Here is a 21,824-nt window from a genome sequence, read left to right as displayed (position 1 = left end):
CTTTGCGACAGCAAATGGCGGCTACCATATGCTGTTGAGATGACTTTGAACGCCTCTGGAACCTTGATCGATGACGCTGGGCTCTGACGTTTCCGGCATGACGACGACCGCAGGCACCGCAGCCGCGAAGGGACTGTCGATCGTCGTCCCCGTTTACAACGAGGCGGCGGGCCTTGCCGCCCTGCACCAGCGCATCTGCGATCTCGCAAAGACCTTGCGGGAGCGCTATCGGCTGGCTTGCGAGGTCGTCTATGTCGACGACGGCAGCAAGGATGCGACGCTGGCGATCGCCCGCTCGCTGCCGGCCGACGCGATCGACGTCCAGGTGGTGTCGCTGTCGCGCAATTTCGGCAAGGAGGCGGCGCTGATGGCCGGCCTCGACCATGCCCGGCTCGGCGCCGTCATGTTCATGGACGGCGACGGCCAGCATCCGCCGGCGCTGATCGAACAGCTGGTGCGGCACTGGATCGATGACGGCTATGACGTCGTCTACACCGCCAAGGCGCATCGCGACAACGAGACCTTCCTGCGCCGGGTCGCCGTGCACGGCTTCTACGCGCTGATCAATTGGGGGGCCCGGCAGAAGATTCCCGAGGACGCCGGCGACTTCCGCCTGCTGTCACCGCGCGCGGTCACAGCGCTCAGGCAGCTGCCCGAGCGCAACCGGTTCTTCAAGGGCCTCGCCAGCTGGATCGGCTTCCGCCAGATCCGCGTCGACTACGAGCCTGCCGCACGCGCCCACGGCGTCACCACCTTCAACGCCGCAAGCCTGCTCGGCCTGTCGATCGAGGGCCTGACCTCGTTTTCGGTCGCCCCCCTGCGCTTTGCCAGCCTGCTCGGCGTCATTCTCGCCGGTGGCGCCTTCCTGTTCGGCCTTTCGATCCTCTGGGAGGTGTTCACGACCGGCAAGCAGGTGCCCGGCTATCCCTCGCTCGTGATCGGCCTGATGACGATCGGCGGCGTGCAGCTCATCATGATCGGCATCGTCGGCGAATATATCGGCAAGATCCTGTCCGAGCTGAAGGCGCGCCCGATCTACTTCGTCGCCGAGCATAGTGAAAAGCACTTCGAAGCCGACGATGCCGCGAAGAGGACGGCCGCCGAATGAGCGCGGCCGCGGGCCTGCGGCGGATCTGGCTCTGTGCCGACGATTACGGCATCAGCCCGGGCGTCAACCGCGCCATCCGCGACCTGATCGAACGCGGCCGTCTCAACGCCACCTCGGTGATGATGGTGGGGCCTGCGATCGCGCGCAGCGAGGTCGAGGCGCTCCAGGCCTCGGCGAAGACGAGCCCGCGCTGCGCGATCGGATTGCACGTGACGCTGTCGGCGCCGTTCCGCCCCCTCACCATGCATTTTCGTCCGCTCGACGGCGACATGTTCATGCCGTTTCCGAAGCTGCTGCGCGCGGGCATTTTGCGGCGGCTCGACCGCGAATTCGTCCGCAACGAGGTGAAGGCGCAGCTCGCCGCCTTTGCCGAAGCGTTCGGGTGCGCGCCTGACTTCGTCGACGGCCATCAGCATGTGCAGCTCTATCCGCAGGTGCGCGACGGCTTCGTCGATGCGGTCAGCGAAGGCGCGCCGAACGCCTGGGTGCGCCAGGGCGGCCGCGACCTGCCGCTCAGGCAGCGGCTGGCCTCACCCAAGGCCATCGTGCTCGACATCCTCAGCGCCCAATTCCGCCGCCGTGCCGGCAGCGCCGGCCTCAGCTTCAACCCGGGCTTTGCCGGCGCCTATGACTTCACGCGGGCGGCCGATTTTGGCGAGCTGATGCGGCAATTCCTGGAAGGCTTGCCGGATGGCGGCCTCGTGATGTGCCATCCCGGCTTCGTCGACGATGTCCTCGCCGGCCTCGATCCGATGACCGATGTCCGCGAACGCGAGCACGCCTATCTGGCCGGCGACGCCTTCGCGCGTCTGCTGGCGGACAGCCGCGCCACGCTGGGATGACAGCAAGCCGCGGGGCAGCTTGTCGCATACCGAAATTTAATCCGGCCGGCACTGTTGGGGCCACAATGGAACCCTACATCTGCTTCGCGCTTGTTTTGCGCGAGGGAGACTGATCATGACGCCGCAGGAACGCCAGCTCGTCGACGACCTTTTCGACCGGCTTTCGAAACTGGAAAACGCACCGCGCGATCCCGACGCGATCGCCGCGATCTCGGACGGGCTGCGCAAGGCACCCGGCGCGATCTATGCGCTGGTGCAGACCACGCTGCTGCAGGATGAAGCGCTAAAGCGCGCCCATAACCGCATCCAGGAGCTGGAAGCGGCCCATGGGCCCGAGCAGGCACAGTCCGGCGGCTTCCTCGACACCATGCGCGACACCTTGTTCGGCGGAGGCCCCTCGCGCGGCTCGGTTCCGAACGTGCCGCCGCGTGACGCGCGGCCGGTCTGGAACAGCGGCGGAGCGATGCAGCAGACGCAACCGGGCTACGGTCAGCCGCCTTACGGCCAAGGTCCAGGCCAAGCTCCAGGTCAGGGCCCGGGCCAGGGTTATGGCGCACCGCCGATGGGCGGTGGCGGCGGCTCGTTCCTCGGCACCGCGGCGGCAGCTGCCGCCGGCGTCGTCGGTGGCTCGCTGCTGCTCTCGAGCATCCGCGGCATGATGGGCGGATCGCATCAGCAGGCCTTTGGCGACACCAATGCCCTCGGCGACCGCGGCGCTGGTGGAAGTCCTTGGGGCGGCAGCGATCAGTCCGGCGGCTCGCTCGCGCGCGATGCCGGCCTCAACGACATCGGCTCGAACCGCGAGTCTCGCCAGAGCTTCTCCGACCAGGCGAACAACGATCGTAACGACAACGACCAGAACTACGGCGACAACAACGACGACGGCAATATGGACGTGGCCGACGACAGCGATTTCGGCGGCGACGACGATGGCGGCAGCGATTACGCGTGAGCAATTCGCCCGAAAGATGCGGACGGCCGCCTCTCGGCGGCCGTTTTCTTTAGAGCGTGCCCCGAGCGCCTTTTGTGCGACGGCAAGCAGCTGGGACGTTCGATATAGTATGACTAATGTGCAGCGTCATTGGACTGGCTGAACGTTACCCGACGTGCCTGAATTCACCATGACAAATCAAATCGGCATCTGACACGCGCAGCCGTAGACTCCCGGATTTCCAAATGCGGACATGGGTGTTCAACTGGAAGAACACGTTGCTCATGCCACACACCGATGTGGTTGCCTCTCTTGGTTATAGTCGGGGTTTTAAAAATGAGTCCACTTCAGCAGCGCATCGCCACCCTGACCAACGTGACAACTCATCTCATCACCGAGTTGTCGGAGTTGGAGGGACTGCACGAGCTCGTCAAGAAGGCCGAGCTGTCGGCGCGGCGATTGAAGCGCTCCGCTCGCGCATCGCTTTCCCATTCGTCAACGCGTCGTCGCTGCTCTGTTGCCCCTCGTCTGGCTTCGACGGGGCATCGTCGGCCAGCCTAGACCTTAGCCGGAGGACGTACGCCGGCGGCACGCAACACCTTCGATGCCGCGCGTCGCGAGCCGGCGCGACACGCGGAGTTGACGGCTCGCAGCGAGCGCCGGGCTACATCACGACGACCTTGGTGCCGACATTGACGCGGCCGTAGAGGTCGATGACGTCTTCGTTGCGCATGCGGATGCAGCCGGAGGAGACGTTGGTGCCGATGGTCCAGGGCTCGTTGGAGCCGTGGATGCGATACAGCGTCGATCCCAGATACATCGCACGGGCGCCGAGCGGGTTCTCCGGACCACCTTCCATGTGCCGGGGCAGATCGGGGCGGCGGGCGAGCATTTCGGCCGGCGGCGTCCAGTCCGGCCATTCGCGCTTGGCCGTGATCGCCTTCACGCCGGACCAGGTGAAGCCGGGACGCCCGACGCCAATGCCGTAGCGCATCGCCCTGCCGTTGCCCTCGACGAGATAGAGGAACTTGTTCGGGGTATCGACCACGATGGTGCCGGGACTTTCCTTGCCGCTATAGTCAACAGATTGCTTCTCGAACCTCGGATCGAACGGACGCTGCCGCGGGTCGGCCGTCTCCTGCTGAACCGCGCCTTGCTGATATCCACCCTGCTGCGGCTCGCCCATCGGCGGCAGGCGGCGCTGGTCGTAATAGCCGGGCTGCTGTTGATAGACCGGCCGCTCGGGCGCGTAGGCCGGACCGCGGCCGGGACCGTCGCCGAACAGGAACTCGATGAAGCCGCCGCCCATGTTCGCATTGGAGGCGACGCGCACCGGCGCCGGCGGCACCTGCGGCTGGTAGAGCACCGCGGGCGGATCGTTCGGCACCGAATTGTCGAAGGCGCTGGCGCTGTTTGCGCCGGCAATGAAGGTGCAAGCGCTGCCGAGCAGCGCGACAGACATTTTCTTGAACATCGACGTACTCTGTACTGTTTCGTCTCGATCACATGCGCCGTGGGAGCTGATGGCTGTCCGGCGCCCCTCGACGTGGTCAATAAAAGGCAAAAGCCGTTTTGTTTGGTAAACAGAAACGGCGTTTGGATTCACCACGTCGTCAGCAGCGGGGCAATTTGGCGATCAGCGTTTATTTTCGATGAACGCCGCGCGCGCATGGTTAATCGCTTCTTTGCGCGCCGTCGCGCGCAGCCGCACAACAGTTCCTGCCGTGAACTTCGTGTTAAATCGCTTCTGCCTACAAAGACGCGTGAGTGAGGTGGGGGGAGTATCCTGATGGCTGTTCACCGCAAACGTTTTCGCGTCGAGGATATCGCTGGTGGCGAGATGCCGATTTTGGACGTAACCGAAGAGGCAATCCCGATGCATAGCGAGATCATGGCCGAGCTACGTGCGATCCGTGCACAGATGGCGAAAGGCGCTGCGCCCTTGCCCTTGTCCGGCAGCGCAGCCATGGCGGCGATCGACGCCTCCACCGCCCACGAGCTCTCCGAGGCTCGTACCATGCTCGAAACCTATCGGGCCCAGATCGAGCAGTGCGAAAAGCTGAAGGTCGAGCTCGACCTCATCCATGACGCCATCGACCGCACCAAGCGCGAAATCGCAACGCTGCACGGCAAGAGCTTTGACGGCGGCGAAATGGCCAAGGTCAATGGCGAGCTCGGCGCGGTGGTCGGCGGCACTGAGCAGGCGACCCAGCAGATCCTCGAAGCCGCGGAATCGATCGACCAGGCCGCCAGCGCAATGTCCAAGGTGGACTCGATCGACCAGCAGAAGCGGCTCGCCGACGACATCCAGGAACGCGTCATCTCGATCTTCGAGGCCTGCAACTTCCAGGACCTGACCGGCCAGCGCATCAGCAAGGTCATGACCACGATGAAGTTCATCGAGCAGCACATCAATGCGATGATGGAGATCTGGGGCGGCGTCGACGCCATCAAGTCCCACGTCGTGCCGCCGGTCGACAATCGCAGCGAGGACGACAAGCTTCTCAACGGCCCCAAGCTCGCCGGCGACGTCGGCCACGCCTCGCAGGACGACATCGACGCGCTCTTCGACTGAGCGGACGCCAGATAGAGAAAAACAAAACGCCGGCCTTTGGCCGGCGTTTTTGCTTTTTGGGACCATCCTCTCCGCTGTCATCGTCCGGCTTGACCGGACGATCCAGCATTCCAGAGGCAGCAGTGATTGAACCGAGAAGCCGCGGCGTACTGGATGCCCCGCTGTCGCGGAGCATGACGTAGGCGAGAAGCTACGCCCGCGGCGCGCAGCGGACGTAGACCATGTTGCCGTAGCGGGTGGCGGCGTCCTTGTCGATGAAGCGGGTGATCAGGACGCGGCCGTCGAAGGAGATGATTTCGCGGTCCTGCTCGCCGGGGGTCGGACCCGCCGGTCCGATGTAGTTCTTGCCGCTCGGCGAGCCCTTCAGCCGCAGCTCCTGCGGCGTCGCCTGGTCGGCCAGATGCATGATCACGCCGCCGGAGGAGCCGGCGGTGATCACGTAGGGATTTTTGCACTGGGCCCGGGCGGCAGCCTCGGTGCGGGCACGGTCGGCCGGGTTCTGGAACGAGGCGAGGCCCCAGCGTCCGACGATCTCGTCGGCGCGAATGGTCGCAGGCATTTCGGGCGCGACGCCCGGCTCGGCTTCGGGCGGCGGCGAGGACGACGAGAAGGACGGCAGGCTCATGCCGCCGCCGCAGGCGCCCAGCAGCAGCGCCAGACAAGAGGCGGCGGCCAGATTGGCAACCGTGCGCGCGTGAGCTGAACTGATCATGGCATTCCCCCGAACAAGACCATGGCCGCACCCCTCCTGCAGCCAAGCGCAAAACCGCTGCCGGAGCAATGACGTCCTTTAATACGTCGGCGCCCCGAACAAGTTTCCAGTGCCACCATCCTATATCCGCCTCACCAATCGCTTAACCACCTTTGCTTGACAGGATCGCGGCCAAGCCATATTTCCGGGCCCACTATTAGCACTCGGAAAGCCCGATTGCTAAGCACGCCGTTCGATCCTCGGGATAGGGGGCGGACGGAAGCGCCGCCCCACCCACTTCACTACTTCCGAAGCGAGCCTCCAAAGGGAAACGTCATGGCTAAATCCAAATTTCGTCCGCTGCATGACCGTGTCGTGGTCAAACGTATCGACGCCGAGGAAAAGACCAAGGGCGGCATCATCATTCCGGACAGCGCCAAGGAAAAGCCGTCCCAGGGCGAGGTCGTCGCCGTCGGCCCCGGCGGCCGTGACGAGACCGGCAAGCTGACCCCGATCGACCTCAAGGTCGGCGACCGCGTGCTGTTCGGCAAATGGTCGGGCACCGAGGTCAAGATCGACAACGAAGAGCTCCTGATCATGAAGGAGTCGGACATCATGGGCGTACTGGCCTAAGGCCATCCGCCTGAACAGCCGCTGAATGTCATGCCCGGATCCAGGCGATCCGGGCATCCATCATTCCGCCGGGTTCGGTCCACGAATCCCGGAATTGATGCGACGGGCGAGCGGCAGACACATCACCACACACGAGGGATTGCTAAAATGGCTGCCAAAGACGTCAAGTTTTCCGGAGACGCGCGCGATCGCATGCTGCGCGGCGTCGACGTTCTTGCCAACGCCGTCAAGGTGACGCTCGGCCCGAAGGGCCGCAACGTCGTCATCGAGAAGAGCTTCGGCGCACCCCGCATCACCAAGGACGGCGTCACCGTCGCCAAGGAGATCGAGCTCGAGGACAAGTTCGAGAACATGGGCGCCCAGATGGTGCGTGAGGTCGCCTCCAAGACCAACGACCTCGCCGGTGACGGCACCACCACTGCGACCGTGCTGGCCCAGGCCATCGTGCGCGAAGGCGCCAAGGCCGTTGCCGCCGGCATGAACCCGATGGACCTCAAGCGCGGCATCGACAGCGCGGTTGCTGCGGTCATCAAGGACATCGAGAAGCGCGCCAAGCCGGTCGCCGCCTCCTCCGAGGTCGCCCAGGTCGGCACCATCTCCGCCAACGGCGATGCCGCCATCGGCAAGATGATCGCCCAGGCGATGCAGAAGGTCGGCAACGAAGGCGTCATCACCGTCGAAGAGAACAAGTCGCTCGACACCGAAGTCGACATCGTCGAGGGCATGAAGTTCGACCGCGGCTATCTCAGCCCCTACTTCGTCACCAACCCCGAGAAGATGACCGCCGAGCTCGAGGATGCCTACATCCTCCTGCACGAGAAGAAGCTCTCGGGCCTGCAGGCCATGCTTCCGGTGCTGGAAGCCGTGGTGCAGTCGGGCAAGCCGCTCGTCATCATCGCCGAGGACGTCGAGGGCGAGGCGCTGGCCACCCTGGTCGTCAACCGCCTCCGCGGCGGCCTCAAGGTCGCCGCCGTCAAGGCGCCGGGCTTCGGCGATCGCCGCAAGGCCATGCTCGAGGACCTCGCCATCCTCACCGGCGGCCAGCTCATTTCCGAGGACCTCGGCATGAAGCTCGAGAACGTCACGGTGAAGATGCTGGGCCGCGCCGGCAAGGTCGTGATCGACAAGGAGAACACCACGATCGTCAAAGGCGCCGGCAAGAAGCCGGATATCGAAGCCCGTGTCGGCCAGATCAAGGCGCAGATCGAGGAGACCACCTCGGACTACGACCGTGAGAAGCTCCAGGAGCGCCTCGCCAAGCTGGCCGGCGGCGTCGCGGTGATCCGCGTCGGCGGCGCCACCGAGATCGAGGTCAAGGAGAAGAAGGACCGCGTCGAGGACGCCCTCAACGCCACCCGCGCCGCGGTGCAGGAAGGCATCGTCCCCGGCGGCGGCGTCGCGCTGCTCCGCGCCAAGAAGGCGGTGGGCCGTCTCACCAACGCCAATGCCGACGTCCAGGCCGGCATCAACATCGTGCTGAAGGCGCTGGAAGCACCGATCCGCCAGATCTCCGAGAACGCGGGCGTGGAAGGCTCGATCGTCGTCGGCAAGATCCTGGAGAACAAGTCCGAGACCTTCGGCTTCGACGCCCAGAACGAGGACTATGTCGACATGGTCGAGAAGGGCATCATCGATCCCGCCAAGGTGGTGCGCACCGCGCTCCAGGACGCCTCCTCCGTGGCCGGCCTGCTGGTCACCACCGAGGCCATGGTCGCCGAAACGCCGAAGAAGGAAGCCCCGCCCGCGATGCCCGCCGGCGGCGGCATGGGCGGCTTCTAAGCCTCCGTTCCGTCACAGTGTTGCGAAGGCCGCCTCCGGGCGGCCTTCTTTTTTGCCGACCCTGCCCCTCCGCTTTCCGATTCAACCGTCGGCCAAAACCCACTACGGTGACGCGCCGATTCGAATTGTTTGGCATGATCCTCTCGGAAAACCGCTTCACACCTTTCCGGATCATGCCCGTTGCGCGAGGATTTCATCGATGCGTGCGCTTCTGGTTTGTTCGACAGCCGTTTTGGCGGCTCTGCTTGCAGCTTCTCCGCATCCCGCCTCCGCCCAGATGAAGCTGTCGCCGAAGGCCACGATGCCCGGCGGTCCGGAGACGCGCTATTTCACCTCGATCGACGGGCTGATGGACGGCAATGCGGACGTGATCCTGAAGGAGACGCGCCAGGGCAAGACGGTGACGGCGGCCGTGCTCGACGTCTGCTATCCCGTCGCAAAGAATTCCGACCGCAAGGACCGCTTCGTCGTCAATCTGCAGGTCGCGGGCCAGACCCTGACCGGCACCACGCAGAGCATCAGCGAGAAGTCGCCCGTCAGCGTCAAGCTGCTGCGCAAGCAAGCCGGGGACACCTTCGAATTCCGCGGCCAGATCAGCATCGGCCAGGTGGTGACCGAGGTGACCTCGCCCGACAATTCCGATCTCAGCGAGAAGGAATTTCAGGACAACCAGACCTCCGACGACGGCATCACGCCGCAGCCGAAGGATTTCACCGACGTCTCGCCGGAGGCGATCGCGGTCAAGGTCAAGCTCGATAATGCAACCGACTTCCTGAGGAGCCTGAAGGGCCAGGCGGTCGAGGTGACCCTGGCGAGCCTCACGGTAGGCTGCGATGCCCTGCGCGCAGGCGAGCAGACCATCAACATGTCGGTCGATCCCGAGCGCGCCGGCGCGCTGCTGGCGAAATTCAAGGCGACGCCGGGCGTCACCGCCGCGGGCTGGACCGCGGGCATGACCGAGATGGACCGCACCATCCGCTTCGCCGCCGCCGACTGGCGCGACGGCGACAAGATCAGCAAGGACAAACTCGCGGCCGCCGTCTCGAACGTTTTGAGCCGGACGCTCGCGGCAAAGCCGGTCTCGCAGAGCTTCAACCCCGCCACGGGCAAGCTGAAGCTGGTCTTCAAGCGGCCGAACCCGGATTTCCCCGCGCTCGATCTCACCGACACGATCGAGGTCGCAGGACTCGTCTCGCCCGACAAGCCGGGCACGACCGACAAGCTCATGCTCTGGATCGGCAGTCCCGCGACGACGACCGCCGACGAGAGCAGCGGCGCCAAGCTCAATCTCTCCGACGACACCTCGGTCGACGAGGAAGGCGAGCAGCCCGACGACAACGGTTCGGTCGAGGCGCTCGCCAAGGAGCTTAGGGGCCAGCGCTGGGATGCCGACAAATCGGTGTGGAAGTAGGTTTTCGTGCCCCGGACGCTGCGCAGCACGTCAGTGATGCGCTGCAGAGCCGAGGCCCAGAGGCCCGCGCAGTCGCCGATCGAGTCTGGGTCCCGGCTCTGCGCAGCAGCGTTGCACGCTGCAGCGCGTCCGGGACACGAGAGCGGAGCTAATTCCCCGTCGTGCGAAAACGCAGCGGCTTGGGGCCGATCAACGTCAGCACGTCGCCCTGACGCTTCCAGGTCTCGACGCTGCTGAGTGCCGCGACCAGATCGTCGTCGGCCTGCGCCCTTGCCGCCGGGCAGGAGCGATCCTGGATCTGGCCGGGGACGAAGATCACGGTGTTGCCGGCGACCGAGAACTGGCCCTTGCCGCCCTTGCACCAGAGCTCGAGCACGACCTCGCCATGGTCGCCGATCTCGATGTTCGGAATTCGCTTCGAGCCTGCTTGCGGCAGCGCTTCCAGCGTCATCTCGGTGCCGAACGGGAAGCCGTCCTCGGCACGCGCGACAATGGACGTCGCGAGCATTGCAACCGAAGCACACACCAATCGCTTGAGCGAAACCATGAGACCTCTCGTCCGACCTGATTTGCCGCACCTTCTATAAGACGGTGGCGCCATTGAGAAGGTTCGCGCCACCTGGAGCGCGATGAGATTTGCTTGGACGCAAAAATCCCCGCGGGGCGGAACCTCGCGGGGATTTGCGTTCGAGCCGGAGTTGGCCTGCTACTTCAGGACCATTGCCGTGAACGGCCAGACATAGGCCTGCAACGTCACGAGCACGCCGACGAGACAGGCCAGCACGATCGAGTGCCAGAACACGAAGCGCAGGATCGTGCCCTCGTGGCCGTACCAGTTGGTGGCAGTGGAGGCGACCACGATCGACTGCGCGTCGATCATCTTGCCCATCACGCCGCCGGACGAGTTCGCCGCGGCCATCAGGACCGGCGACAGGCCGAGCTGCTCGGAGGTGATCTTCTGCAGGTTTCCGAACAGCACGTTGGAGGCGGTGTCCGACCCCGTCAGCGCCACGCCCAGCCAGCCGAGCAGCGTGCCGAAGAAGGGATAGAGCACGCCGGTTGCGGCGAAGGCGAGGCCGAGCGTCGCGTCGACGCCGGAGAGCCGCGTCAAGGTGCCGATCGCCAGCATCGCCGAGATCGTGATCAGCGAGATCGCGCAGAGCCGGATGGTGCGGCCGTACTCGGTCACGAGCTTGCCGGGACCGACGCCCATCAGGACACCGGAGATGATCGCCGCGATCAGCATGCCGGTGCCGGTGAAGGACAGGTAGGTGAAGCCGAACACCGCGCTCTCTTTCGTCGGCGCTGGCGCGACAGGCGGCATCTTGTTGATCATCTGGTGCAGCTCGGGCACGGGATAGTTCCAGACGAAGATCGAATTCGCCCAGGCCTTGAACGCCCCGTTGCCCCAGATCAGCATCACGATGCAGACGATGATCCACGGCAGCAGCGCGCCGAACAGTTCGCTCTGCGTCAGCGGCGTCTTGTCGAGCGGTTTGGCCGCCGCCATGGTGGCTGCCGATTCATCGCTGCCGCGCAGCGCCGGCGACAGCCAGAGCTGCCTGGGCTGCCAGACCTTGAGGAACAGAATCAGCGCGCCCATCGAGATCAGCGACGCACCGATGTCGACGATCCAGGGGTTGATGAAGTTCGAGATCACGAATTGCGGAATCGCGAACGACACGCCGGTGACCAGGATCGCCGGCCAGACATCCTTCATGCCCCTCCAGCCCGCGAACGCCCACACCACCCAGAACGGCACGATCAGCGAGAAGACCGGCAATTGCCGGCCGACCATCGCGCCGAGGATGTAGGGATCGAGCCCGGTGACCGAGGCAAGGCCCTGGATCGGCGTGCCCAGCGCGCCATAGGCGACCGGCGCGGTGTTGGCGATCAGCGACAGGCCGGACGCCGCGAGCGGCGAGAAGCCGAGGCCGATCAGCACGGCACCGGTGATGGCGACCGGCGTGCCGAAGCCCGAGGCGCCCTCGAAGAACGCGCCGAAGGAGAACGCGATCAGCAGCAATTGCAGCCGCCGGTCCTCGGTGACGCCGCCGATGGCGCGCTTGAGCAATTCGAAGCGTCCCGTGCTCACCGTCACCTGGTAGAGGAAGATGACGTTGAGGACGATCCAGCCGATCGGGAAAAAGCCGGTGACGATGCCCAGCACCGAGGCGCGGATCGACATGTTCGCCGGCATGGTGAAGACGAAGATCGTGATCAGATTGGCCACGATCACGGCGATGACCGCCGCGATATGCGCCTGGACGCGGCCGCTCGCGATCAGAACCAGCAGCGTGACGACGGGCACCGCCGCCGCAATCGTCGACAGCACCGGGCTGTTCAGCGGATCATAGACTTGATTCCACATGGTCTTCCTCCCCACGCATGTTTGCGGCAGACGGCCCGCGTGGAGAGCCGATCCTGCTTGACGCTGGAAGCGATAACCCCCGAGCTGGACGCGAATTCCTCGCGAATGCGGCGGTTCCCGTCCCGCTCACAAGCTCGCGAAATCCCCGAGCACCCCTACCCCGCGCCGTCGAACCCCATGCTAGGGTTGCGGGGTGCGACAAGACAACGCAAATTGCAGACCTTGCGACTTTAGTCTAAGCGCGCCGCTTTTCGCCATTGCCTCAAGTGGTTGGCTCAGGGCATTTGTGCACATCCCCCCAGGAGACCCCGCTCTGTGAAGAACATCAGCGCCACGCTCGCGATCGTCTGGCGAATCGCCGTCCCCTATTTCCGGTCGGAAGACAAATGGGCCGGCCGCGGCCTGCTCGCCGTCGTCGTAGCGATGGAGCTGGTGCTGGTCGCGATCAATGTGCTGCTCAATCAATGGCAGAACCGGTTCTACAGCGCATTGCAGGCCTACGATCTGCCCGAATTCGTCAAGGAGGTCTGGATCTTCCTTGGGCTTGCCTTCACCTTCGTCGCGCTGGCCGTCTACAAGCTCTACCTGAACCAGTGGCTCCAGATCCGCTGGCGGCAATGGCTGACGCAGCACTATCTCGGCGAATGGCTCGAGGGCGCCACGCATTACCGCATGCAGCTCAAGGGCGATGCCGCCGACAATCCGGACCAGCGCATCACCGAGGACGTCAAGAATTTCGTCGAGCAAACGCTGACCATCGGCCTTGGCCTGTTGTCGTCGATCGTGACGCTGGCCTCGTTCGTGGTCATCCTCTGGGGCCTGTCCTACAAGGCCCCCTTGTACATTTACGGCACCGATATCCTCGTGCCCGGTTTTCTGGTCTGGTGCGCCCTGGCCTACGCTATTCTGGGTACCGCGCTGACCCACTGGATCGGCGCCCCGCTCATCAATCTCAATTTCGAGCAGCAGCGCTTTGAGGCCGACTTCCGCTTCAACCTGATCCGCGTGCGCGAAAATTCCGAGCAGATCGCCCTTTTGAAAGGCGAGAACGCGGAGCGAGGGCATCTGCTGCGGCGCTTCGGCTTCGTCATCGGCAACTGGTACGAGATCATGGGCCGGACCAAGCGCCTGACCGCCTTCACGGCAAGCTACGGTCAGGCCGCGACGCTCTTTCCCTATGTGGTGGTGGCGCCTGCCTACTTCGCCAAGCGCATCCAGCTCGGCGACATGATGCAGACCGGCTCGGCGTTCGGCAGCGTGCAGGATGCGCTGTCCTTCTTCGTCACCGCCTATCGCTCGCTCGCAGAGTGGCGCGCGGTGATCGCCCGCCTCGATGGCTTCGAGATGTCGGTCAGCTCCGCCGCCTACGGCGCAGCGCTCGAACCGACCATCGACATCGCACCAGCGAACGGCAAGGCCATCGCGCTCGAGCAATTGCTCGTCAAACTGCCGAACGGCGCGCCTCTGATCGCAGCCGATGCCTTCACGATCCAGCCGTCGGAGCGGGTGCTGGTGACCGGCCCGTCGGGCTCCGGCAAGTCGACACTGTTCCGGGCCATCGCCGGCGTCTGGCCCTTCGGCACCGGCACGATCGCCATTCCCGAGACGTCGAAGCTGATGATGCTGCCGCAGCGGCCGTATTTCCCGATCGGCGCGCTTGGCGACGCCGTCATCTACCCGACCGAGCACGGCTCGGTCCCGCCCGAGAAGATCCGCGACGCCTTGATTGCCGTCGGCCTGCCGCGGCTGGCGGACCGGCTCGACGAGCACGGCCACTGGAACCGGACATTGTCGCTCGGCGAACAGCAACGCCTTGGGCTTGCTCGTGCGCTGCTGCACATGCCGGACTATCTCTTCCTCGACGAGGCGACCGCCTCGCTGGACGAGCCGTCCGAGGACCGGCTCTATCGGCTGCTGACGGAGAAGCTGCCGCAGGCCACCATCGTCTCGATCGGTCACCGCTCGACGCTCGACGCCTTCCACACCCGGAAGGTGGCGTTGGTGGAGGACGGCGAGATCCACGTCCTCGGTAAAGCCGGCGAGCCGGCCCGGGCGGAGCCGACCGCAGCGCGCTGAGGGGCCGGCCGGCATCTCGAACTACCAGGGCGGGCCCGCGGCCCCAAAGCAAAAGGGCGGCAGATTGCTCTGCCGCCCTCGTAGATGGTCTCGGAACAAACTTACTTCAGGTTGGTCATCGCCGTCAGGTCGAACGAGAGCTTGGCGATGCCGGTCGCGCCGCACCACTTGGAGCCGACGCCCGACGGATTGATGCTGCTGTAGCTGCTGCTGAAGGTGGCGGTGTTGTCGCTGGTGAAGGCGTTGCAGTTAGCCTTCGAGAGGTCGGTGTCGGAGTAACGGAGATCCAGGGTCATCACCTTGTAGGTGAAGCCGACGCCGACGTTCCAGGTGTTGTAGTCAGCGTATTTGATGCCGTTCGGGAACGGGCCGCCGCCGAGCGGGCTGGCGATGCCGGTGCCGTAGAACGAGTCGGAGGTGCCGAACCACTGACGGCCGAATTCGCCCGACACATACATGCCGACGCCGCTCGAACCGAACGTCGTGCTCGGCGCCGTCCACTTGGCCGTGACCGAGGTGTAGTTGCCCCAGGCGCCGGTGTTGAGGAAGTTCGGCGAATAGAACTCGTTGATGCCGAACGCCCAGTTGTCGTTCACCGTGTAGGTCATCTTGCCGTAGACTTCGAAGAAGCTGACGTCCTTCTTCATGACGTTTCCGTTTGCCAACGCGTTGGCGGCGCATTCTGCGCTGAGCGGATTGCCGGCGGTGTCGAAGCCGGCGCCGTAGTAGCAGGTCCCACCCGGATACAGGTAACCCCAGACGCCGATGTCGAAGGCGAAGGCACCGAAGGTCGGGCGGATACCGCCGTAGATGTCGATCTCGGCCGCGGCGCGGTTCGGGAAGGAAATGCTCTCACCGGCGACGCCGACATAGAGCTGGAGGTCCTTGGTGACGTTGTAGCGCGGCTCGAAATAAGCCGCGACCGACGGCTTGTTGTTCGACTGGGTGATACCGCGGAAGACGTAGTTGCTCATGATCGCGCCGCCGAAGGCGATATCCCAGGGGTCGAAGGCGGGCGGCGGCGGGGCCTTCAATGCCTTCACGCGCAAGTCTGCCGCGAAAGCCGAGCCCGTCGTCACCATTGCCAGCGCCGTTGCCAACAAAGCCACTTTTTTCATTTCGATCCCCATCGTCAGTTCTTACCCAGTCGGATCCCGGAAGCCCCCCGGGGCAAACGACTTGTCTGCAAAATTGCGTTACTGCGACAATCTGGATTGAGGGATGGGGACCGTGAAGCAAAAATCACGGGCATCTGCCGACTTTTTGGGCGTTTTGACGATTCCACGAAAGGTTATCGCCCTGTGTGTCTTCTCGATCACATTATTTGCATTCCAAAGTGCACGAAGGGACCGTGCAAGTACGGGGAAGGCAGCTAGCGTGGCAACCGGGCTACGAATCAGGCTGGCGGGGGGAAGAGACGGCTTCGGGAGGTACTTGCGGCGATGCAAAAAGGCCGCAGCGTCACCGCAGCGGCCTTCCCTGTTGGCGATCGCGGTCGCAGGACGGGAGCTAGCTTTGCCCCTCGGCCGGTGCCGCTTCCGCAGAAGACGAAGGCATCGCCCAGCTCGTCTCGGCGGCCGGCTCGGGAGCCGGAGCTGGCGCCGGCGCTGACGGCTTCGGCGCGGGAGCTGCCTTCGCCTTCTTCGGTGCCGCTTTCTTCGCGGCCTTCTTCGGTGCAGCCGGCTTGGCTGCTTTCTTGGCTGCCTTCTTCACAGCCTTCTTGGCGGCCTTCTTTGGGGCGGCCTTCTTCGAAGCTTTCTTGCCAGTTTTCTTGGCAGTTTTCCTGGCAGCTTTCTTCGTGGATTTCTTGGCAGACTTCTTCGCGGACTTCTTCGCCGCTACAGCCTTCTTCGCCTTTTTGGCCTTCTTGCTTTTTTTCTTCTTCGCTTTCGCCATCGTGGTCCTCCTGTTGCCGACGAACAATGGTCGATCGGGCGTCGTTCTACCGTCGCCTCCGGAGGAAAGCTCAGGCTTGAAAGCTCAAACTTGCGCGTTCAATGCCGGCCGCGACCCGCCCGTAGCCCAATCGAGAAGCTCAATCGTGTGTACGACCGGAACTGACGTGCCACTGGCAATCTGCACCATGCAGCCGATATTGCCCGCGGCAATCATGTCCGGCTTGACGCTTGCGATGTTGGCGACCTTGCGATCGCGCAACCGGCCCGCAAGCTCGGGCTGGAGAATGTTGTAGGTCCCCGCCGAGCCGCAACACAAATGGCTCTCGGGTACATCTTTCACCACGAATCCATTCTTGGAAAGCAATTCTTTCGGAAGGCCCGTGATTTTCTGCCCATGTTGCAACGAACACGCCGAGTGATAGGCGACGACGATGTTGTCATGTCGCGCAGTCGGCTCGAGTGCGAGGCCGGCGATGTATTCGGTGATGTCCTTGGCGAGCGCGGACACCCTCGCCGCATCGGCGGCGAACGCAGCATCCTCGCGCAGCAGATAGCCGTAGTCCTTGATCACTGTGCCGCAGCCGGACGCCGTCACCAGGATGGCGTCGAGCCCCTCGCCGCCCGCTTCCTTCCGCCAAGCCGCAACGTTGGCTCGCGCCCGCGCCAATGCATCCTGATCGTTGCCGAGGTGATGGGTCAGCGCGCCGCAGCACTGCTCGTCCCGGACCAGGACAACCTCAACGCCGTGGCGGGTGAGAAGACTGATTGCCGCCTGGTTGATGCGCGGCGCCAGGACCTGCTGGGCGCAGCCCTGGAGCAGCGCGACCCGGCCGCGCTTCTTGCCGAGCGCCGCGAACACGCTGCCGGCGGCGGGCCCCGGCGGCGGCAGCCGGTGCGGGGCCAGCGCCAGCATCGCCTTGATGCGCTGGATCAGGCCGGGCGTCGCCGAGGGCCGCGGCGTCGGCAGGAAAACGGCAAGCGGACGGGCCAGCCGCGCCAGCACCATGCTGATGCGGAAACGCTGCGGATCCGGCAGGACGAAGGCCAGCACCTGGCGCAGCAGCCGCTCGGCCAGGGGCCGCTGATAGCGCTGCTCGATCCTGACCCGGGCCTGGTCGACGAGATGCATGTAGTTCACCCCTGAGGGGCAGGTCGTCATGCAGGCCAGGCACGACAGGCAGCGGTCGACGTGCTTGACCACCTCCGCCGTCGGCGCCTGGTCCTTCTCCAGCATCTCCTTGATCAGGTAGATGCGGCCGCGCGGGCTATCGAGCTCGTCGCCGAGCAGCACATAGGTCGGACAGGTTGCGGTGCAGAAGCCGCAATGGACGCAGGCGCGCAGGATCTTGTCGGCTTCCGCAATGTCGGGATCGGCAAGCTGGGCGAGTGAGAATTCGGTCTTCATGCCACAGCGCCTCGGCTCAAGCGGCCCCGGTTGAGAACGGCCTTTGGATCGAAACTGGCGCGCACCCGCTCGCTCAGGGCGGCAATGCCCGGCGCCTGCGGATGAAAGACGTCGACCTCGCGCCTGACGTCCTCGGCCGCCCGGATCAGCGTGGCGTGACCGCCGACGGCGTTGGCACGCATCCGAACAGCCGGAGCATGCGCGTCGCCCTTTGGCGGCAATGCCGCCCAGATCAGACCGCCGCCCCAATCATAGATCACGTCGCCGCCGGTCTCGCGCGCCAATTGCGAGCCGAGCGCAGCGCCTGAGGCCGGCGGGCAGACGATCCGCCAGACCGGCCAGGCGCCGAGCGCGCCGCTGGCCGCGAACGGCAGCACGTCGCGGATCGTGGCCCACAGCGCGGCAGACGCCGCGTCCTCGATCAGCGTCGCGGTTCCGAACGGCGTCAGCAATTCCCGCAGCGAGTTGGCGCGGTGGGCGGCCGAGGCCGTGATGCCCTCGAGCCGCAGCACTGTCAGCGCCTCGTCCTGGCCTGCGAGATCACCAAGCCCGTCGGTCTTGGCCCGGAACGCCGATTTCGGCAGATGCGCGGCACCGGAAACGTCGAAGGGCGAGCCGAGCGCCGCGGTCATCGCCTTGTTGGCGGCGGCATCATCTAACCCGCGCAGCAGCAGCGTCCGCTCGGCCTCGGGCTTGGGCATCACCTTCAGCGTGACCTCGGTCATGACGGACAGCGTGCCCCAGGACCCCGCGAGCAGCTTGCAGAGGTCGTAGCCGGTGACGTTCTTCACCACCTTGCCGCCGGTCTTGAAGCAGTCGCCGAAGCCCGAGACGGCGTGCGCCCCGAGCAAATGGTCGCGCGCCCCGCCCGCCCTGATCCGCCGCGGCCCGGCCAGCCCGGCCGCGATCATGCCGCCGATGGTCCCGAGCGCGGACGTGCCGAGCAGCGGCGCGGTGTTGACAGGCTCGAACGCGAATTGCTGGTTCTTGGTATCGATCAGCGCAAGCACATCGGCCAGCGGCGCGCCGGCCTGGAGCGTGATGATCAGCTCGTTCGGCTCGTAGGAGGTGACGGCGTTCAGCGCGGAGAGGTCGAGCACGGCGTTGGTCGCCATGGCATGGCCGATGCCGCGCTTGGAGCCGTGACCGATGATCTCGAGCGGCTGCTCATTGGCAATCGCCGCGCGCACCACCTCTTCGACGTCTTTGGCGTCTCTGACCTTAAGCGTATCCACGACTGAGCCGGTATCCAAGTTTAGAACGGAAAGCAAATTTGGCGGTTGCAGCGAAGGCGCAGCGACCGACGCTAGAACCGCGGGAGATCCGGAAACGCCAGCTTGCCGGCATGCACATGCATGCGGCCGAGCTCGGCGCAGCGGTGCAGGGTCGGAAACACTTTTCCGGGATTGAGCAGCCCCTGCGAATCGAAGGCGCATTTCAGCCGCTGCTGCTGGTTGAGGTCGATCTCGCTGAACATGTCGGGCATCAGGTCGCGCTTCTCGATGCCGACGCCGTGCTCGCCGGTAAGCACGCCGCCGAACTCGACGCAGGCGCGCAGGATGTCGGCGCCGAAGGCCTCGGCGCGCTCGATCTCGCCGGGCTTGTTGGCATCGTACAGGATCAGCGGGTGCAGATTGCCGTCACCGGCGTGGAACACGTTGGCGCAGCCGAGCTGGTATTTTTCGCCGAGCTCGCGGATGCGCGCCAGCGCCTTCGGCAGCGCGCCGCGGGGAATGGTGCCGTCCATGCAGAGATAGTCCGGCGAGATCCGGCCGACGGCGGGGAACGCAGCCTTGCGGCCGGCCCAGAACAGATTGCGCTCGGCTTCCGAATTGGAGATCTGCAGCGTTACCGAGCCGCAGCCGCGTGCAATGGTCTCGACGCGCGTGATCAGCTCGTCGACCTCGATCTTGGGCCCGTCGAGCTCGATGATGAGCAGCGCTTCGACATCGAGCGGATAGCCGGCATGGACGAAGGCCTCGGCGGCGTGGATCGCGGGCTTGTCCATCATCTCCATGCCGCCAGGAATGATGCCGGCGCCGATGATCCGCGCCACGCATTCGCCGGCGGCCTCGACCTCGGCGAAGCCGACCATCAACGCGCGCGCCGTCTCCGGCTTCTGCAGGATGCGCACCGTGATCTCGGTGATGACGCCGAGCAGCCCTTCCGAGCCGGTGATGACGCCCATCAAATCGTAGCCCGGGTTCTCGCACCCCTTGCCGCCGATGCGCAGGATCTCGCCGCTCATCAGCACGATCTCGCAACCGAGCACGTTGTTGGTGGTCATGCCGTATTTGAGGCAGTGCACGCCGCCCGAATTCTCCGCGACATTGCCGCCGATCGAGCAGGCGATCTGCGAGGACGGGTCGGGCGCGTAATAGAAGCCGGCATGAGCGACCGCCTGGCTGATGGCGAGGTTGGTGACGCCGGGCTCGGTGACGACGACGCGATTGTCGAAATCGATCTCGCGGATGCGCTTGAACTTGCCGAGCCCCAGCAGCACGCCGTCTTCGAGCGGCAGCGCCCCGCCTGAGAGCGATGTGCCGGAGCCGCGCGGCACCACCTTGATACCTTGCCCTGCACAATATTTCAGGATGAGGGAGACCTGCTCGGTCGTATCGGGCAGCACCACGACCATCGGCGGCTGCCGATAGGCCGTCAGCCCGTCGGATTCATAGGCCCGCATCTCCGCAGGCGTATCGATCACGCCCTCGCCGGGCACGATCGCGCGCAATGCAGCAACGATCTCGGCACGCCGCGCGAGCACGGCCTGGTCGCTTGCGGGCATCATGATGGCCATTTTATGGAGCCTTCGTCCGACGGATGGAATTGTTTCGGCAAATCAATCATGTCTTGCCGTCTTTGGGTAGGTCCTCCGAAGGTCTCATTGCTTTGTTGCAGCGCAAGTTCTCTCTGGGGCAAGTCTGCTATCAGGAAACCTGTCAAAGTTTCGCGGCTTGTCCACTTGCATCGAACCTGCCAAAACCACGACCCTCCATCTGACCCGGGAAGAGACGAAGAGCACACTTATGACAAAACTGACTTTCGGCGCGCTGACGATCCTCACCGTCATTGCCACCGCACCCGCCGCGATGGCGCAGGATGTCGCGGCCGGCAAGACATCGTTCAACAAATGCCTGGCCTGCCACGCGATCGGCGAAGGCGCCAAGAACAAGGTCGGCCCCGAGCTCAACGGTCTCAACGGCCGCAAGTCGGGCACGGCTGAGGGCTACAGCTACTCGGACGCGAACAAGAATTCCGGCATCACCTGGGACGAGGCCGTGTTCAAGGAATACATCAAGGACCCCAAGGCCAAGATCCCGGGCACCAAGATGGCGTTCGCCGGCATCAAGAACGAGACCGAGATCAACAATCTCTGGGCCTATGTCTCTCAGTTCGACAAGGACGGGAAGATCAAGCAGTAAGCCTGCACAAGGCATTCGCTGCAGCTTCGGTTCCGATCGAATCAGGGCCGAAGCTGCAGCTTTTTGTTTTGGAGCGCTTTCTTCGCGCGGCCCGTCATTGCGAGCGCAGCGACTTGTCCGCCGAAGCCTTGGCGAAGGCGGAAGCAATCCAGAATCATTCCTCCGAAAGGCTCTGGATTGCTTCGTCGCAAGAGCTCCTCGCAATGACGGAGCAAGGGGCGGCATCGCGATGCTCCAATGCACATCCCAGCTGCAGTGCCGTAGGGCGGGCAAAGGCGCGTAGCGCCGTGCCCACGATCTCTCTCCATCAACAACAGGGCGTGGGCACGCTGCGCTTTGCCCACCCTACGAGATCTGGTTTGTGGCATGCAGCTCCATCGCACACGCAGCAGTGCCGTAGGGCGGGCAAAGGCGCGTAGCGCCGTGCCCACGATCTCCCTCCATGAGCAACAAGGCGTGGGCACGCTGCGCTTTGCCCACCCTACGAGATCTGGTCTGTGGCACGCAGCTCAATCGCACACGCAGCTTTGCGGCCTCGCGGCGCATTCGCCCGAGCTTTGCTTGGTCGCTCCACCCTCATAAAGCCAAGAGGGCGCAGGGAAGGCCGGGTGCTGGCTCGCACCCGCGGTCCGCTGCGCGAAAAGCACGCGCAGAAAGAACCGCACAGCAGCATACAGGT

At 64.6% G+C, this 21,824-nt stretch carries 18 protein-coding genes; 9 read left to right on the top strand and 9 right to left on the bottom strand.

Translation table 11 applies throughout. The features are described from left to right. Positions 1 to 70: 70 nt before the first annotated feature. From GGD65_RS23750 to GGD65_RS23740, 3 genes are all read left to right on the top strand, one after another. A complete protein-coding gene (locus tag GGD65_RS23750; RefSeq protein ID WP_018321909.1) occupies positions 71 to 1,108 on the top strand; it encodes a glycosyltransferase family 2 protein in 1,038 nt (345 codons plus the stop codon). Continuing rightward, complete coding sequence (locus GGD65_RS23745) at positions 1,105 to 1,950, top strand: ChbG/HpnK family deacetylase (RefSeq protein WP_183236784.1); 846 nt, start codon at positions 1,105 to 1,107, stop codon at positions 1,948 to 1,950. The genes GGD65_RS23750 and GGD65_RS23745 overlap by 4 nt, the downstream gene beginning before the upstream one ends. A 115-nt stretch (positions 1,951 to 2,065) precedes the next feature. Further along, complete coding sequence (locus tag GGD65_RS23740) at positions 2,066 to 2,902, top strand: DUF2076 domain-containing protein (RefSeq protein WP_183236783.1); 837 nt, start codon at positions 2,066 to 2,068, stop codon at positions 2,900 to 2,902. A gap of 643 nt (positions 2,903 to 3,545) precedes the next feature. Here the strand turns inward: GGD65_RS23740 and GGD65_RS23735 are convergent. After that, positions 3,546 to 4,355 (bottom strand): L,D-transpeptidase, encoded by an 810-nt coding sequence (locus GGD65_RS23735; RefSeq protein ID WP_183236782.1) that lies wholly within the window; start codon positions 4,353 to 4,355, stop codon positions 3,546 to 3,548. Between the two features lie 315 nt (positions 4,356 to 4,670). Here GGD65_RS23735 and GGD65_RS23730 point away from each other — a divergent pair, with 315 nt between their 5' ends. Next, positions 4,671 to 5,456, top strand: a complete 786-nt coding sequence (locus tag GGD65_RS23730; RefSeq protein WP_026202637.1) for a protein phosphatase CheZ — start codon at positions 4,671 to 4,673, stop codon at positions 5,454 to 5,456. Between the two features lie 190 nt (positions 5,457 to 5,646). Here GGD65_RS23730 and GGD65_RS23725 read toward each other — a convergent pair whose 3' ends face one another. After that, entirely contained in the window at positions 5,647 to 6,168 is a 522-nt protein-coding gene (locus GGD65_RS23725; protein WP_026202636.1) for a hypothetical protein, read from the bottom strand. 315 nt (positions 6,169 to 6,483) lie between these two features. On the opposite strand from GGD65_RS23725, the gene groES reads away from it, so the two are divergent. From groES to GGD65_RS23710, 3 genes are all read left to right on the top strand, one after another. Further along, the gene (groES, locus tag GGD65_RS23720) at positions 6,484 to 6,780 is read left to right on the top strand and encodes a co-chaperone GroES (protein WP_018321905.1); all 297 of its coding nucleotides are present in this window, start codon (positions 6,484 to 6,486) and stop codon (positions 6,778 to 6,780) included. Positions 6,781 to 6,927: 147 nt separating this feature from the next. Then, positions 6,928 to 8,559: a chaperonin GroEL gene (groL, locus tag GGD65_RS23715; protein ID WP_018321904.1), complete on the top strand. Its 1,632-nt coding sequence runs from the start codon at positions 6,928 to 6,930 to the stop codon at positions 8,557 to 8,559. Between the two features lie 199 nt (positions 8,560 to 8,758). After that, the gene (locus GGD65_RS23710) at positions 8,759 to 9,970 is read left to right on the top strand and encodes a hypothetical protein (protein WP_183236781.1); all 1,212 of its coding nucleotides are present in this window, start codon (positions 8,759 to 8,761) and stop codon (positions 9,968 to 9,970) included. Between the two features lie 148 nt (positions 9,971 to 10,118). On the opposite strand, the gene GGD65_RS23705 is transcribed toward GGD65_RS23710, so the two are convergent. Together GGD65_RS23705 and GGD65_RS23700 are read right to left on the bottom strand one after the other, a co-directional pair. After that, complete coding sequence (locus GGD65_RS23705) at positions 10,119 to 10,517, bottom strand: META domain-containing protein (RefSeq protein WP_183236780.1); 399 nt, start codon at positions 10,515 to 10,517, stop codon at positions 10,119 to 10,121. Positions 10,518 to 10,676: 159 nt separating this feature from the next. Next, on the bottom strand, positions 10,677 to 12,341 hold the full coding sequence (locus GGD65_RS23700) for an L-lactate permease (protein WP_183236779.1): 1,665 nt from the start codon (positions 12,339 to 12,341) through the stop codon (positions 10,677 to 10,679). A gap of 315 nt (positions 12,342 to 12,656) precedes the next feature. On the opposite strand from GGD65_RS23700, the gene GGD65_RS23695 reads away from it, so the two are divergent. Beyond that, the gene (locus GGD65_RS23695) at positions 12,657 to 14,417 is read left to right on the top strand and encodes an ABC transporter ATP-binding protein/permease (RefSeq protein ID WP_183236778.1); all 1,761 of its coding nucleotides are present in this window, start codon (positions 12,657 to 12,659) and stop codon (positions 14,415 to 14,417) included. A gap of 101 nt (positions 14,418 to 14,518) precedes the next feature. On the opposite strand, the gene GGD65_RS23690 is transcribed toward GGD65_RS23695, so the two are convergent. The 5 genes from GGD65_RS23690 to GGD65_RS23670 all read right to left on the bottom strand — a co-directional run bounded on the left by GGD65_RS23690 (position 14,519) and on the right by GGD65_RS23670 (position 20,520). Continuing rightward, on the bottom strand, positions 14,519 to 15,535 hold the full coding sequence (locus GGD65_RS23690) for a TorF family putative porin (RefSeq protein ID WP_026202635.1): 1,017 nt from the start codon (positions 15,533 to 15,535) through the stop codon (positions 14,519 to 14,521). A 391-nt stretch (positions 15,536 to 15,926) separates the two neighbouring features. Then, positions 15,927 to 16,313: a hypothetical protein gene (locus GGD65_RS23685; RefSeq protein ID WP_183236777.1), complete on the bottom strand. Its 387-nt coding sequence runs from the start codon at positions 16,311 to 16,313 to the stop codon at positions 15,927 to 15,929. 84 nt (positions 16,314 to 16,397) lie between these two features. Further along, positions 16,398 to 17,720, bottom strand: a complete 1,323-nt coding sequence (glcF, locus tag GGD65_RS23680) for a glycolate oxidase subunit GlcF (RefSeq protein WP_179731675.1) — start codon at positions 17,718 to 17,720, stop codon at positions 16,398 to 16,400. After that, complete coding sequence (locus GGD65_RS23675) at positions 17,717 to 18,955, bottom strand: FAD-binding protein (protein ID WP_183236776.1); 1,239 nt, start codon at positions 18,953 to 18,955, stop codon at positions 17,717 to 17,719. Before GGD65_RS23675 ends, glcF begins: the two co-directional genes overlap by 4 nt. Positions 18,956 to 19,026: 71 nt before the next feature. After that, positions 19,027 to 20,520 carry an FAD-linked oxidase C-terminal domain-containing protein gene (locus tag GGD65_RS23670; RefSeq protein ID WP_018321895.1) on the bottom strand — a complete coding sequence of 498 codons (1,494 nt, stop codon included), beginning with the start codon at positions 20,518 to 20,520 and terminating at the stop codon, positions 19,027 to 19,029. 229 nt (positions 20,521 to 20,749) lie between these two features. Between GGD65_RS23670 and cycA the strand changes: the two genes are divergently transcribed. Beyond that, positions 20,750 to 21,145, top strand: a complete 396-nt coding sequence (gene cycA, locus GGD65_RS23665; protein ID WP_018321894.1) for a cytochrome c-550 CycA — start codon at positions 20,750 to 20,752, stop codon at positions 21,143 to 21,145. Positions 21,146 to 21,824 lie beyond the last annotated feature (679 nt).

It is taken from the genome of Bradyrhizobium sp. CIR18 (assembly GCF_014198295.1).
In the GTDB taxonomy this organism is placed as follows: domain Bacteria; phylum Pseudomonadota; class Alphaproteobacteria; order Rhizobiales; family Xanthobacteraceae; genus Bradyrhizobium.
Note: the sequence above shows the minus strand (reverse complement) of the source record. Positions and strands in the feature narration are given on the sequence as shown.

What these genes read in the sequence shown, in the direction of transcription:
- GGD65_RS23750 (WP_018321909.1), top strand. Translation starts at nt 71, where the DNA reads ATGACGCTGGGCTCTGACGTTTCCGGCATGACGACGACCGCAGGCACC.
- GGD65_RS23745 (WP_183236784.1), top strand. Translation starts at nt 1,105, where the DNA reads ATGAGCGCGGCCGCGGGCCTGCGGCGGATCTGGCTCTGTGCCGACGAT.
- GGD65_RS23740 (WP_183236783.1), top strand. Translation starts at nt 2,066, where the DNA reads ATGACGCCGCAGGAACGCCAGCTCGTCGACGACCTTTTCGACCGGCTT.
- GGD65_RS23735 (WP_183236782.1), bottom strand. Translation starts at nt 4,355, where the DNA reads ATGTTCAAGAAAATGTCTGTCGCGCTGCTCGGCAGCGCTTGCACCTTC.
- GGD65_RS23730 (WP_026202637.1), top strand. Translation starts at nt 4,671, where the DNA reads ATGGCTGTTCACCGCAAACGTTTTCGCGTCGAGGATATCGCTGGTGGC.
- GGD65_RS23725 (WP_026202636.1), bottom strand. Translation starts at nt 6,168, where the DNA reads ATGATCAGTTCAGCTCACGCGCGCACGGTTGCCAATCTGGCCGCCGCC.
- groES (WP_018321905.1), top strand. Translation starts at nt 6,484, where the DNA reads ATGGCTAAATCCAAATTTCGTCCGCTGCATGACCGTGTCGTGGTCAAA.
- groL (WP_018321904.1), top strand. Translation starts at nt 6,928, where the DNA reads ATGGCTGCCAAAGACGTCAAGTTTTCCGGAGACGCGCGCGATCGCATG.
- GGD65_RS23710 (WP_183236781.1), top strand. Translation starts at nt 8,759, where the DNA reads ATGCGTGCGCTTCTGGTTTGTTCGACAGCCGTTTTGGCGGCTCTGCTT.
- GGD65_RS23705 (WP_183236780.1), bottom strand. Translation starts at nt 10,517, where the DNA reads ATGGTTTCGCTCAAGCGATTGGTGTGTGCTTCGGTTGCAATGCTCGCG.
- GGD65_RS23700 (WP_183236779.1), bottom strand. Translation starts at nt 12,341, where the DNA reads ATGTGGAATCAAGTCTATGATCCGCTGAACAGCCCGGTGCTGTCGACG.
- GGD65_RS23690 (WP_026202635.1), bottom strand. Translation starts at nt 15,535, where the DNA reads ATGAAAAAAGTGGCTTTGTTGGCAACGGCGCTGGCAATGGTGACGACG.
- GGD65_RS23685 (WP_183236777.1), bottom strand. Translation starts at nt 16,313, where the DNA reads ATGGCGAAAGCGAAGAAGAAAAAAAGCAAGAAGGCCAAAAAGGCGAAG.
- glcF (WP_179731675.1), bottom strand. Translation starts at nt 17,720, where the DNA reads ATGAAGACCGAATTCTCACTCGCCCAGCTTGCCGATCCCGACATTGCG.
- GGD65_RS23670 (WP_018321895.1), bottom strand. Translation starts at nt 20,520, where the DNA reads ATGGCCATCATGATGCCCGCAAGCGACCAGGCCGTGCTCGCGCGGCGT.
- cycA (WP_018321894.1), top strand. Translation starts at nt 20,750, where the DNA reads ATGACAAAACTGACTTTCGGCGCGCTGACGATCCTCACCGTCATTGCC.